This is a genomic window from Polaromonas sp. (assembly GCF_010365105.1).
GTDB lineage: Bacteria > Pseudomonadota > Gammaproteobacteria > Burkholderiales > Burkholderiaceae_C > Polaromonas.
Genome location: NZ_JAAFGZ010000044.1, coordinates 14,587 through 27,212 on the forward strand (window position 1 = coordinate 14,587; position 12,626 = coordinate 27,212).

The window sequence follows — 12,626 nt, forward strand, 5'->3', positions numbered from 1 at the left end:
TGGTGCGGGCCGCTATGGATTAAATAGCTGCTTTCGCCCGACCACTATGCGCTATAGGCCTATTTGGCTTGTAAAAATGGCACCTGCGGGTGCTGTTTTCATTGGTTGGCTATGCGCGATGGTCAATGGTTGCCAACGCAACAACACCAGCCGATTTATTGAATGGCGCTACTCGTCGGCCCTCGGGCTGCTTCAGCCAGCAATTGAAGCGCGAACGACCTGCCAAGGCGCGCCTCTTTGCTTCGCGCTGAGGGGTGATGCACGCGGAAACACCTAATTTTTTTATCCAGGATGAATTCCCATAAATAATGAGACGAAATCTTTTCAGGATGATTTTTGCCATCTGTACAGCGCGCGCCTTCTCCAACAGGGAATAATTCGCGTCGCTGTTTGGCTGATGAAATGCCATTGGCAAAGATTATGTAATCTGGCTGCAATATTTTGATTTGTACATCCAGAATTTTTCCGGATAAATCTTTGACAAAATCAAATTTTGGATATTTGATTGGAGATTTTTTTCGCCAGTCAAAGCAAAATAGATTGGCATAAATCAGGCCATCTCCACCCACCGCTTTGGCGGTAGCCCGTGTGAAGTTATGGAAAGTATGGCCTCTGTCGCCGGAGTCTTTCTGAAGCATTTTTTTGAAAAAATGCTGGTGCTTTTGCATGGTTCTATCAACGTAGGTGTCGATGGATTCAAAGTCATCGAAAACGGTGTCTCCTGCTACCTTTTTAGCCAGCGGCTCCCAGCCAGCCGTTTCACTGCCAATGATCATGACTTTGTTTTTGGCGTTACTGTAATTTTCAGAAACACTGGGCAAAAATAAACCCGATAGTTTTCCATAAACTACCTTTCTTGTTTCTGGATTCTCCAGGCATGTAATGTCTATGTCGTTCAATAAATTCATATACGCGAGTTTGAGTAATTTATTATTCATTGACGCTACATCTTTTCTTGTGTTGGTTGTTTAATAGTAATTTAAGCCGATTATATTTTGATACACTTTTAATGAAAAATACGGTATTGCTGAAAATATTTAAGTAATTCCAGCTTTTGCGGAAATATACGAATGATCTGTTGGTGACGTTTCATGCTTAAAAGTCAATGTGGGCATAGTGTGAATTAAGGACTTGCACTGCGAAAAAATGATTGTCTGGACTGAGATCAAAGCCAAATGGCATAAACCGAAGCAATGCGATGACCACCATACGCATAAATCGCACCCCTGTTTCCGCGTTCACCCTGCTGGACGGCGCCGAGGTGCTGCACGCCCGGCCCCGTACGGTGATGGACTGGATTCCGCTGGTCCGGCGCGGCTTGCCGGCGACGTCGGTCGAAGCCATCAGCCGCCTGACCCGCACCGCCCAGTCGGATCTGGTACGCGCCCTGGCCATTCCCGAGCGCACCCTGGCCCGGCGCAAGCGCGAGGGCCTGCTGTCGGCTGAAGAGTCTGCCAAATTCGTGCGTTTTGCCCGCGTGGTGGAACTCGCCGAAGAGGTGTTCTAGGTCGGCGGGCCTGCCCTGGCCTGGCTGAAAACCCAAACCCTGGGGCTGGGCGACGTGACGCCGCTGTCGCTGCTGACCGACCTGGGTGCCGAACCGTGCTCGACACGCTGGGGCGCATCGAGTAGGGCGTTCTTGCCTGATGCGCACGGTCTGGCGCATCACGACGGCGCTTCTTGCCGCTACGGTTTTTTCGCGCGAAGGCGCGGACCTGTATCGCGGGCGCTGGAACCCCAAGGGCTTTGTGCTGGTGTACACGGCCGAGTCGCGCGCGATGGCCTTGCTGGAAATGATGATGCAGGACGCGCCCTGGCGTGTCCGGTATGTTTTGATTCAGGCGCAGCTGCCCGACATGCTCGGCGAGACGCTTGTGGAACTGGCGGACCTTGCCCCGGACTGGCGCGGGCTTGAGCGCCGCGCTGCCCTGCAAAGCATCGGACGCGACTGGCTGGAGCGTGGGCGCAGCGCCGTGCTGGCCGTGCCCAGCGCGGTGGTTCCCGCCGAACGCAACTATTTGCTCAACCCCGCGCACCTTGACTTTGCCCGCATCACCATGGGCAAGCCAAAAGCGATGGACACCGACTTCCGGCTGATGGGCCACGCGTCCGCAGGCCAGGGCTCCGACGCGGCGGGCAGCCCGGCACCGCCTTCAAGCCACCGTCGGTCTGGTGCAATCCTGCCAAAACGCTATTAATTAAATAGCTGTCTATGCCGGCAAAGTATGCGCTGGCGGCCTGTTTGGCTTGTAAAAAAGTAACGACAACGCTTCCCCGGTTGACGCCTTCCCGCCTGCCCCAGCGGGGGAAGGAGCCATGCGGACTCGAGGGAATGGCGCGACCTTTTCATGGCCGGGCTGGCTGGCTCAGACCAGAAAGCGCTGCGCCAGCAAGACCCAGTAGGCCGCGCCGACGGGCAGGTTGGCGTCGTTGAAGTCGTAGCCGGGGTTGTGCACCATGCAGGCGCCGGCACTGTCGCCATCGCCGTTGCCGATCAACAGGTAGCTGCCTGGCACGCGCTCGAGCATGAAGGAAAAGTCCTCGCTGCCGGACAGGGCCGGGCCTTGCAGCGTGACGCGCTCGGCGCCGACCAGTTCCAGCGCCACCTTGCGGGCAAAGGCGGTTTCGTCAGGCGTGTTGACCAGCACCGCATAGCCGGGGCGCCAGTCGATCTCTGCCCGGACCTCGAAGCTTTCGGCCTGCGCGGCGACCAGCGCCTTGATGCGCTGCTGCAGCCGGGCGCGCACCTCACGGTCCAGCGCGCGCACACTCAGCTCCAGCGTCGCAGCTTGCGGAATCACGTTGTTGGCCTGGCCGGCGTGCAGTGCGCCCACGGTGACCACGGCCATCTGCAGCGGGTCGATGTTGCGCGACACGATGGTCTGCAGCGCCATCACGATGCTGGCGGCCGCCACGACCGGGTCTGTGGCGCGGTGCGGCATGGCGCCGTGGCCGCCCACGCCGGTGAGCGTGATGGTGGCGTAGTCAGACGAGGCCATGGCCGCGCCTTCCCGCAGCACCAGCCGGCCCTGCGGCACGCCGGGCATGTTGTGCATCGCAAACACCGCGTCGCACGGATATTTGTCAAACAGGCCGTCGTCCATCATGCGCAGCGCGCCGCCGCCACCTTCTTCGGCCGGCTGGAAGATCAGGTTCAGCGTGCCCGAAAAGTTGCCCTGCTGTGCCAGGTGCCGCGCGGCGGCCAGCAGCATGGCGGTGTGGCCGTCGTGGCCGCAGGCATGCATCATGCCGGCATGGCAGCTGGCGTGCGGCAGGCCGGTCGCTTCAATGATCGGCAGCGCGTCCATGTCGGCGCGCAGCCCTAGCCTGGACTGGCCGTTGCCACGCACCAGCTGGCCCACCAGGCCGGTACCGCCCAGACCACGCTCGACCGCGTAGCCCCAGCCCTGCAGCTTGTCGGCCACCAGGGCCGAGGTGCGGTGCTCGTCAAACGCCAGTTCGGGATGGCGGTGAATGTCGCGCCGCAGCTGGACGAATTCATCGGCCTGTGCCTTCAGCGCATCAAGTAACGTGTTCATTCGGTCGCCTTACTGCGGTTGCAGGTTGATCGACTTGGCGATGGCACGGTAGCGTGACGTCTCGGTCTCAAAGAACTTGTTTGATTCCGCCAGCGACATTGGCGGCGATGCCAACTGCGTCTGCGCGGCCAGCTGCGAGCGCACCGAAGGGTCCTGCAGTGTCTTGCCGATGGCCTGGTGCAGCCGCTGCACCACGGGTTCAGGCGTGTTTTTCGGCACCATCAGGCCGCTCCAGATCTTGTACGAAAAGTTCTTCAGCTCCTTGCCTTCACTGGCGGTCGGGACGCTCTTGAGCAACTCGGAGCGCTGCCCGCCGAGCTGGCCGATCACCTTGAGCCGGCCCTGCTCGGCCAGCGCGCCCATGCCAGCGCTGTACACCAGCACGGCAAAATCGACCTGGCCGCCGCCGATGTCCTGCAGCAGGGGCGCATTGCCCTTGTAGGGCGCATGAGTGAGGGTGACGCCGGTGAGCTGCTGCACGTTTTCCAAAATCAGGTGGTAGAGCGAGCCAATGCCCACGCTGCCATAGGTCAGCGGCTTGTCCTTCGACTTGCGCGCCAGCGCGATCAGCTCGTCCACAGTGCTCACCGGCAGGTCCTTGCGCACCACGAACACCATCACCGCTTCGGCCACCGGATGCACCAGGCGGAAGTCCTCGGCCTTGAATTTGACCGCAGCATTGGCGAGCGCCGACAGGATCACTTCGTTGGGCGACCCCTGGAACAGGTAGTAGCCGTCGGCGGGCGCCGCCAGCACTTTCTGCGCGGCCAGCGCGCCAGACACGCCGCCCAGGTTTTCCACCAACACCGTCTGGCCCAGTTCCCGGGAAAGCGGCACGGTGAAAATACGCGCGATGGAGTCAGATGGTCCGCCGGCCGGGTAGGGCACCATCAGATTGACAGGCTTGGTGGGATAGGTCTGGGCGAATACCGCGCCGGTGGTCAGCAGCGCACCGGCAAGCAGGGTGAACAGGGTCTTCAATGCATTCATGGAAATATCCTTGAAACGGGTGTGGAATGAGGTACTGCACACATGCTAAAGAGCAAGAATCAATGTGTCCAATGCATTGTTTTTCTAATTACTATTCATATTACTCATTTCGATTGCGCACCCAAAACCCCCCGGAACCATGAACCTCAAACACCTGGAGCACTTGCTGGCCGTGGCTGAAACGGGTTCTTTCAGCCGCGCTGCCGAGCAGCAGCACCTCACCCAGTCGGCCCTGAGCCGCAGCATTCAGACGCTGGAAGACGATCTGGGCGCACGGCTGATCGACCGCACCGGCAAGCGCAACGAGTTGACACAGCTGGGCCAGGCGGTGGCGGTGCGCGCCCGGCGCATGGTGTTTGAAGCGGCTGAGTTGCGCCGCAGCGCCCAACTGCTCAAGCAAGGCAACCTGGGCACCATCCGAATCGGTCTGGGGTCCGGGCCGGGCGTGATGCTGATGACGCCGTTTCTGGTCCATATGGCGCGGCACCACCCCAGCGTGCACGTCAGCATGTCGCCGGGCCCGACCGAGTTGCAACTGATGCAGCTGCGCCAGCGCCTGCTTGACGCGCTGGTGATCGACGTTCGCCGCATCGCCCCGGCCCCCGACCTGTCCATTGAAAACCTGGCGGAGCTGCGCACCGGCTTTGTCTGCCGGAGCAGCCACCCTTTGCTCAAAACCGGCAAGACGATATTTTTTGATGACTTGTTGTGCTACCCGCTGGCCTCGACGCCCCTGAGCGCCGAGGTCGCCCACCTGCTGGTCAACCGTTTCGGCCCGCGGGCCGATCCACAGCAAGCGGTGAGCCTGCGCTGCGACGACATCACCAGCCTGCTGGAGGTGGTCAAGGCGTCGGACGCCATTTACCTTGGCATCCTGGCTGCCGCGCGCACTGGCATCGAAGCCGGCCAGCTCGCCGAACTGGTGACTGAACCGGTCCTGACCAGCGGGGCGAGGTTTGCGTTTGTCACGCTGCTCAGGCGCACCGAGGCCCCGTCGATGGGGTTGTTTCGCCAGTTCGTGGCCGAGCAGCTGCGCGACTGAAGTCTCCAGGCTATGTTGGGGGACCCACAGGCGTAAACTTCTTCGCTGGAATGGCCTGGCATTCATTCCACGGCCCTCCAGGCCAGCGCGCCATCCGCGAAGATTACGTGACCACAAGTGACGAAATTTCCCGCTCAGGCGCCTGGCCCGGCGCAGCCATCAGGTTCATGACAGGGACACCCCCTATATTGCGCAAGCCAGCCTCACTACCCTACAAGCAACAGGAGCACCATGACAGCCGGAAAATCAAAAATCATCTACACGCTCACCGACGAGGCACCGCTGCTGGCGACCTGGTCTTTTTTGCCGGTCGTGCGCGCCTTCACGGCACCGGCGGGCATTGAAGTCGCCGAGAGCGACATTTCGGTCGCAGCCCGTGTACTGGCCGAATTTCCCGAGTGCCTGACCGATGCGCAGAAGGTGCCCAACACGCTGGCCGAACTGGGTCGCCTGACGCAAGACCCGGACACCAACATCATCAAGCTGCCCAACATCAGCGCCTCGCAGGGCCAGCTCATCGCCGCCGTCAAGGAACTGCAGTCCAAGGGCTTCAAGCTTCCCGACTACCCCGAAAGCCCCAAGAGCGACGCCGAGAAAGAGATTCGCGCGCGTTATGCGCGTTGCATCGGCAGCGCCGTCAACCCGGTGCTGCGCGAAGGCAATTCAGACCGCCGCGCGCCCAAGGCCGTCAAGGAATACGCGCGCAAGCACCCGCATTCGATGGCCGACTGGAGCCAGGCGTCGCGCTCGCATGTCTCGCACATGCACCACGGCGATTTTTATCACGGTGAAAAATCACTGACGCTGGACAAGGCGCGCGACGTGAAGATGGAACTGCTCACCAAGAGCGGCAAGACGCTGGTGCTCAAGCCAAAGGTGTCGCTGCTGGCCGGCGAGATCATCGACTCGATGTTCATGAGCAAGCAGGCGCTGGTCGAGTTCTACGAAAAGGAAATCGACGACGCCTTCAAGACCGGCGTGATGTTCTCGCTGCACGTCAAGGCGACGATGATGAAGGTCTCGCACCCCATCGTGTTCGGCCACTGCGTGAAGATTTTCTACAAGGACGCGTTTGCCAAGCATGGCGCGCTGTTCGATGAAATTGGCGTGAACGTGAACAACGGCATGGCCAACCTGTACGAGAAGGTCGCCACCCTGCCGCAAAGTACCCAGGACGAGATCAAGCGCGACCTGCACGCCTGCCACGAAGGCCGGCCCGAGCTGGCCATGGTCGATTCAGCCAAGGGCATCACCAATTTCCACTCGCCCAACGACATCATTGTCGACGCGTCCATGCCCGCGATGATCCGCAACGGCGGCAAGATGTGGGGCGCCGATGGCCGCCTGAAGGACGTCAAGGCCGTGATGCCCGAATCGACCTTTGCCCGCATTTACCAGGAGATCATCAACTTCTGCAAATGGAACGGCAATTTTGACCCCAAGACCATGGGCACTGTGCCCAACGTCGGGCTGATGGCGCAGCAGGCTGAAGAATACGGCTCGCACGACAAGACCTTTGAAATTGCCGAGGGCGGTGTGGCCAACATAGTGGACCTTGCCACCGGCGAGGTGCTGCTGAGCCAGGATGTGGAAGCCGGCGACATCTGGCGCATGTGTCAGGTCAAGGATGCGCCGATTCGTGACTGGGTCAAGCTGGCCGTCACGCGTGCGCGCAACTCGGGCATGCCCGCCGTGTTCTGGCTCGACCCGTACCGCCCGCATGAAAACGAGCTGATCAAGAAAGTGCACACCTACCTTAAAGAATATGACACCACCGGCCTGGACATCCAGATCATGAGCCAGGTGCGCGCCATGCGCTTCACGCTGGAGCGCGTTGCGCGCGGGCTGGACACCATCTCGGTGACCGGCAACATCCTGCGCGACTACCTGACCGACCTGTTCCCCATCATGGAGCTCGGCACCAGCGCCAAGATGCTGTCCATCGTGCCCTTGATGGCCGGCGGCGGCATGTACGAAACCGGTGCGGGCGGTTCCGCACCCAAGCACGTGCAGCAACTGGTCGAAGAAAACCACCTGCGCTGGGATTCGCTGGGCGAATTCTTGGCGCTGGCCGTGTCGCTGGAAGACCTGGCGCTGAAGACTGGCAATACCCAGGCCGGGCTGCTGGCCCGCACGCTGGACGCTGCCACCGGCAAGCTGCTGGACAACAACAAAGGCCCCAAGACTCGCACCGGCGAACTCGACAACCGGGGCAGCCATTTCTACCTGGCGATGTACTGGGCGCAGGCGCTGGCCGAGCAGACCGAAGACGCGGCATTGCAGGCGCAGTTCGCGCCGCTGGCCAAGTCGCTGGCCGAGAATGAGGAAAAAATCGTCGCCGAGATGAAAGAAGTGCAGGGCAAGCCGGTCGACATCGGCGGCTACTACCTGCTGGATGCGGAAAAGGTCAGGGCCGTGATGCGCCCGAGTGCCACCTTCAATGCCTTGCTGAGCGCGGTGTAAGGCTAAAAGCCGCAAAAACGGGCTGGCGGTCCTGCCGCCGGCCCGCGCTGGCCCAACGGCCAGCCCTTCAACACCGTCCGAGCCGCATGCCCTCGCAAGAGGGCCTGCGGCTTTTTCGTGCCGGCCTCGACCCCTTGCGGCGTGGCGCCAGGCTTGCGGGCCACGCCCAGGCGCACGCATTGAATGGCGTGGCATCAAGATGCTATTAATTAAGTAGCTGTTTGCGCACGCCGGATATGCGCAAAAGGCACTTTTTACCCTTAAAAACTACCCGCTATTGCCTGTGGACGCGGTTTTTCTATGGACAATAGCGTTTTGCTGCGGGAGCCCAGACCCTGGAAGGCCTTCAGGCGCAGATCGCTGCTGCCTTTCCTTCCAAGTCATTCCCAGGGGCAAAGCCATGCCGCCCGGTACGGCTTGTCCTGCAAACCCCATTCCTTCATTTTATGTTCGGCCGCTGGCCGACGCCATCAGGAGCCTTGATGACCGACCCGACCCCTTCATTTTTCAAACGTGTTTCGCTGGCCTTTGGCAGCTTTTTAAGCACGCTGGGCGATGGCAACTATGCCGCGCGCGTGCAGAACCTGCGCGAGCATGGCGACGAACGCACCGAACCTGTCGCAGCGCCCGCGCCTGCGCCTGCCGCGCCGCCCGTCTTCAAGGAAGCCACGCCCGACGCGGCGCTGCAACTTCTGAGCCTGCTGCAGCGCGAGGCACGACTGATTGACTTTGTCCAGGAAGACCTGAGCGGCTATACCGATGCCGAGATCGGCGGACCGGCACGGCTGGTGCATGAAGGCTGCGCCAGGGTGCTGCGCGAGCATTTCACGCTGGCGCCGGTGCGGCCCGAGGCTGAAGGCAGCCGCATCACGCTGAATGACGGCTTTGACGCCCGTGCCATCCGCCTGACCGGCAACGTGGTCGGCCAGGCGCCATTCCATGGCACCCTGAGCCACCGGGGCTGGCGCGCCACCGACACCCGGCTGCCGCGCCTGGCCGCCGGACATGACGCCAGCGTGCTGGCCCAGGCCGAGGTGGAACTGTGAACGCCGCCACGACCGCCAAAGCTGAAAGCACTGCGGACGCGCCGCAGTTTTCCATCGGCATCGACCTGGGCACCACGCATTGCGCGCTGGCCTGGGTGGACATTGGCGCCAGCGATGGCGAAAAAACCAGCTACGGCGTGCTCGACATTCCGCAGCTGACCGCGCCGGGCAGCGTCGGCAACCTGACGCTGCTGCCGTCGTTTTTGTACCTGCCGCATGAAAGCGAGATGGCCGCCAATGACCTGGCGCTGCCCTGGACTGGCGAGCAGGACTTTGCCGTAGGCGAAATGGCGCGCACACGCGGCGCGCAGACGCCGATCCGCCTGGTGTCCAGCGCCAAGAGCTGGCTCTGCCACCCCGGCGTGGACCGGCGCGCGGCCATCCTGCCGAACGACGCGCCGCCCGAAGTCGCGCGCGTCTCGCCGCTCGAAGCCTCAACCCGTTACCTGGCCCACCTGCGCCGCGCCTGGGACCAGGCGCACCCCGAAGCGCCGTTCGACCGGCAGGACGTGACCATCACGATTCCGGCGTCGTTCGACCCGGCCGCGCGCGAACTGACGGCCGAGGCCGCCCGCGCCGCCGGCTACGTTTCGATGACGCTGCTGGAGGAACCACAGGCGGCGCTCTACCACTGGATACAGGGCAGCGCCGGCCAGTGGCGCAAGGACGTCAAGCCGGGCGAGATCATTCTGGTGATTGACGTCGGCGGCGGTACCAGCGACTTTTCATTGATTGCCGTGCTGGAGCGTGAAGGCAACCTGGAACTGCACCGCGTCGCCGTGGGCGACCACATCCTGCTCGGCGGCGACAACATGGACCTGATGCTGGCGCATGTTGTGGCGCGCAAGCTGGCCGCCGAGGGCAAGCAGCTGGACCCGTGGCAGATGCGCGCGCTGACCTATGCCTGCCGCAGCGCCAAGGAAAGCCTGCTGGGCGACGCCACGCTTGAAGCGCAGCCGCTGGTCATTCCCAGCCGGGGGGCCAAGCTGATCGGCGGCTCGGTTCGCACCGAGCTGACGCAGGCCGAGGTGCGGGCCTCGCTGCTCGAAGGCTTCTTTCCCGAAGTGGACGCAGCGGCCCGCCCGGTGAACCGCGCGCGCGGCGGCCTGACGCAGCTCGGCCTGCCCTACGCCCAGGACGCCGGCGTCACCCGCCACCTGGCCGCCCTGCTGGGCCGCCAGGCCGGCGCCACGGCCGAACTCGAAGGCTTTGCCGGCCAGGTCAATGCGGGCGCCAGCTTCCTGCACCCGACGGCGGTGTTGTTCAACGGCGGCGTCTTCAAGTCCGACATCCTGGTCGAGCGCACGCTGGACACGCTGAACGGCTGGCTGGCCGCCGAACAGGCTGCGCCGGCGCGCACGCTGACCGGTGCCGACATGGACCTGGCGGTGGCGCGTGGCGCGGCCTATTACGGCTACGTGCGGCGCGGCCAGGGCGTGCGGATTCGCGGCGGCACGGCGCGCGCCTATTACGTCGCGGTCGAGTCGGCGATGCCGGCCATTCCGGGCTTCGAGCCGCCCATCCAGGCGCTGTGCATTGCGCCTTTCGGCATGGAAGAAGGCATCGAGGCCGAGCTGCAGACGCAGGAATTCGGCCTGGTCGTCGGCGAGCCGATGCACCTGCGCTTTTTCGGCTCGTCGGTGCGCCGCCAGGACCCGCTGGGCGTGCTGCTCGACGTCTGGCAGCCCGACGAATTGCAGGAACTCGGCGAGATCCAGGCGACGTTGCCCGCCGAAGGCCGGCAGGCCGGCGAGATCGTGCAGGTCCGGCTGCGCGCCGTGGCCACCGACACCGGCACGCTGGAGTTGACCGCCGTCGCCACGCAGGGCGGCGAGCGCTGGAAGGTGGAGTTCGATGTGCGGGGCAACAGCTAAAAGCAATGCTAATTTCAGAGATACACCTCTCCAAAATATATTTCGATGACTCAATGCACTCACAAGTGGGAGAGATATGAAAGAGTTTGAAATTAGGGGAAATCAACTTCGGGCAGATGCAATGACACTCGTCTACCAGTTTATGCAAGCGTCAGACCTCTGTCAGCCAGGCCGGGAGGGGATTAAGCTGGCAAGTATCTTCAGAGCGTGCGGATTCGACTGGGGAGATCACAAAAACGCGACCTCATCCAATCAGCAGTATTGGACTGTTGCACTCGTTCGTGAGCTAGAAAAAGAAGCAAAAGTTGAGAGAGTTTCCGAGTCAGGACCATGGCGACTCCGGTGAAATCGCTCATTAAATGAATCCCCACTACATCGTCGGCATCGACCTGGGCACCACCCACACGGTGGTCGCCTACGCGCCGGTGGCGGCGGTGCAGGGCGGGCAGGCCGACATCCGCGTGTTCGACATCGACCAGCTGGTCGCCCCCGGCGAGGTGGCCGCCTTGCCGCTGCTGCCTTCGGTGCGCTTTCACCCGGCCGACGGCGAACTGGCCGCTTCAGCACTTCAACTGCCGTGGCCGGCCGACAGCGGCATCGCCGATCAGCCGCCTGCGGTCATCGGTGAGTGGGCGCGCCGGCTGGGCGCGCAGGTGCCGGGCCGGCTGGTGGCCAGCGCCAAGAGCTGGCTGTCGCATGCGGCCGTGGACCGGCTGGCACCCATCCTGCCTTGGGGCGCGCCCGACGATGTGCCAAAAATCTCGCCAGTCGACGCCAGCGCCAGCTACTTGCACCATGTGCGCTTGGCATGGAATGCGCGCTTTCCGGACAGCCCGCTGGAGCATCAGCAGCTCTGGCTGACCGTGCCGGCGTCCTTTGACGAAGGTGCCCGCGCCCTGACGCTCAGCGCTGCCGGGCAGGCCGGGCTGCCGCAGCTGCGCCTGCTGGAAGAACCCCAGGCGGCGTTCCACGACTGGCTGCTGCGCCACCAGGGCCGGCTGGACACGGAACTGGCGCAGACGCGCCGCGTGCTGGTCTGCGACGTCGGCGGCGGCACCACCGACCTGAGCCTGATCGACGTGGAACTTGATGCCGCCGGCGGCCCGCCCCGCTTGACGCGCGTCGGTGTAGGCAACCACCTGATGCTGGGGGGCGACAACATGGACCTGGCGCTGGCGCATGCCGTGGAAACGCGCATGGGCGGCACGGCGGGCACGCCGCTGTCGGCCAGCCGGCTGGCGCAGTTGATGGACCGCTGCCGCGCCGCCAAGGAAGTGCTGCTGGCGCATGACGCGCCCGAACAGGCGCCTGTCACGCTGCTGGGCGGCGGCGCCCGGCTGGTCGGCGGCAGCCGCACGGTGATGCTGCAGCGCGCAGAGGTCGAGCGGCTGATCGTTGACGGTTTTTTTCCGCAGGTCGGGCTGGACGCGCAGCCGGTGCAGGCGCGTGGCGGCATTGTCGCCTTTGGCCTGCCCTATGCGCGCGACGCGGCCATCACGCGCCACATCGCCGCCTTCCTGCGCCAGCACGGCCCGGACCTGCCCGATGCACTGCTGCTCAACGGCGGCGTGTTCCGCGCCGGCGCGCTGGCGCAGCGGCTGGCCGAAACGCTGGGCGCCTGGCGCGGCGCGCCGCTGCGCCTGCTGCACAACGACAACCCCGATGTGGCGGT

10 protein-coding genes are annotated in these 12,626 nt (G+C 63.1%); 7 read left to right on the top strand and 3 right to left on the bottom strand.

All coding sequences use genetic code 11. The annotated features are described in order from the left end of the window. Window positions 1-155 precede the first annotated feature (155 nt). A complete protein-coding gene (locus tag GZ092_RS19265; protein WP_293638744.1) occupies window positions 156-908 on the bottom strand; it encodes a hypothetical protein in 753 nt (250 codons plus the stop codon). A gap of 290 nt (window positions 909-1,198) precedes the next feature. Between GZ092_RS19265 and GZ092_RS19270 the strand changes: the two genes are divergently transcribed. Together GZ092_RS19270 and GZ092_RS19275 are read left to right on the top strand one after the other, a co-directional pair. After that, entirely contained in the window at window positions 1,199-1,507 is a 309-nt protein-coding gene (locus tag GZ092_RS19270; protein ID WP_293638745.1) for an antitoxin Xre-like helix-turn-helix domain-containing protein, read from the top strand. Window positions 1,508-1,646: 139 nt separating this feature from the next. Further along, window positions 1,647-2,198 (top strand): RES domain-containing protein, encoded by a 552-nt coding sequence (locus tag GZ092_RS19275; protein WP_293638747.1) that lies wholly within the window; start codon window positions 1,647-1,649, stop codon window positions 2,196-2,198. Between the two features lie 168 nt (window positions 2,199-2,366). Here the strand turns inward: GZ092_RS19275 and GZ092_RS19280 are convergent, their stop codons facing one another. Together GZ092_RS19280 and GZ092_RS19285 are read right to left on the bottom strand one after the other, a co-directional pair. Further along, complete coding sequence (locus GZ092_RS19280; protein ID WP_293638749.1) at window positions 2,367-3,539, bottom strand: M20 aminoacylase family protein; 1,173 nt, start codon at window positions 3,537-3,539, stop codon at window positions 2,367-2,369. 9 nt (window positions 3,540-3,548) lie between these two features. Continuing rightward, window positions 3,549-4,529 carry a tripartite tricarboxylate transporter substrate binding protein gene (locus tag GZ092_RS19285; protein ID WP_293638751.1) on the bottom strand — a complete coding sequence of 327 codons (981 nt, stop codon included), beginning with the start codon at window positions 4,527-4,529 and terminating at the stop codon, window positions 3,549-3,551. Between the two features lie 139 nt (window positions 4,530-4,668). Here GZ092_RS19285 and GZ092_RS19290 point away from each other — a divergent pair, with 139 nt between their 5' ends. The 5 genes from GZ092_RS19290 to GZ092_RS19310 form a co-directional block, all read left to right on the top strand. After that, window positions 4,669-5,571 carry a LysR family transcriptional regulator gene (locus tag GZ092_RS19290; RefSeq protein WP_293638753.1) on the top strand — a complete coding sequence of 301 codons (903 nt, stop codon included), beginning with the start codon at window positions 4,669-4,671 and terminating at the stop codon, window positions 5,569-5,571. A 231-nt stretch (window positions 5,572-5,802) separates the two neighbouring features. Next, entirely contained in the window at window positions 5,803-8,034 is a 2,232-nt protein-coding gene (locus GZ092_RS19295) for an NADP-dependent isocitrate dehydrogenase (protein WP_293638755.1), read from the top strand. 482 nt (window positions 8,035-8,516) lie between these two features. Then, window positions 8,517-9,080 carry a DUF2760 domain-containing protein gene (locus GZ092_RS19300; RefSeq protein ID WP_293638756.1) on the top strand — a complete coding sequence of 188 codons (564 nt, stop codon included), beginning with the start codon at window positions 8,517-8,519 and terminating at the stop codon, window positions 9,078-9,080. Beyond that, window positions 9,077-10,954 carry an Hsp70 family protein gene (locus tag GZ092_RS19305; RefSeq protein ID WP_293638757.1) on the top strand — a complete coding sequence of 626 codons (1,878 nt, stop codon included), beginning with the start codon at window positions 9,077-9,079 and terminating at the stop codon, window positions 10,952-10,954. The genes GZ092_RS19300 and GZ092_RS19305 overlap by 4 nt, the downstream gene beginning before the upstream one ends. 359 nt (window positions 10,955-11,313) lie before the next feature. Further along, a partial coding sequence (locus GZ092_RS19310; protein WP_293638758.1) for an Hsp70 family protein occupies window positions 11,314-12,626 on the top strand: 1,313 nt, incomplete at its 3' end.

Bases quoted from the DNA above. Each gene is read 5' to 3' on its own strand.
- GZ092_RS19265 (WP_293638744.1), bottom strand. From the start codon at position 908: ATGAATTTATTGAACGACATAGACATTACATGCCTGGAGAATCCAGAA.
- GZ092_RS19270 (WP_293638745.1), top strand. From the start codon at position 1,199: ATGACCACCATACGCATAAATCGCACCCCTGTTTCCGCGTTCACCCTG.
- GZ092_RS19275 (WP_293638747.1), top strand. From the start codon at position 1,647: ATGCGCACGGTCTGGCGCATCACGACGGCGCTTCTTGCCGCTACGGTT.
- GZ092_RS19280 (WP_293638749.1), bottom strand. From the start codon at position 3,539: ATGAACACGTTACTTGATGCGCTGAAGGCACAGGCCGATGAATTCGTC.
- GZ092_RS19285 (WP_293638751.1), bottom strand. From the start codon at position 4,529: ATGAATGCATTGAAGACCCTGTTCACCCTGCTTGCCGGTGCGCTGCTG.
- GZ092_RS19290 (WP_293638753.1), top strand. From the start codon at position 4,669: ATGAACCTCAAACACCTGGAGCACTTGCTGGCCGTGGCTGAAACGGGT.
- GZ092_RS19295 (WP_293638755.1), top strand. From the start codon at position 5,803: ATGACAGCCGGAAAATCAAAAATCATCTACACGCTCACCGACGAGGCA.
- GZ092_RS19300 (WP_293638756.1), top strand. From the start codon at position 8,517: ATGACCGACCCGACCCCTTCATTTTTCAAACGTGTTTCGCTGGCCTTT.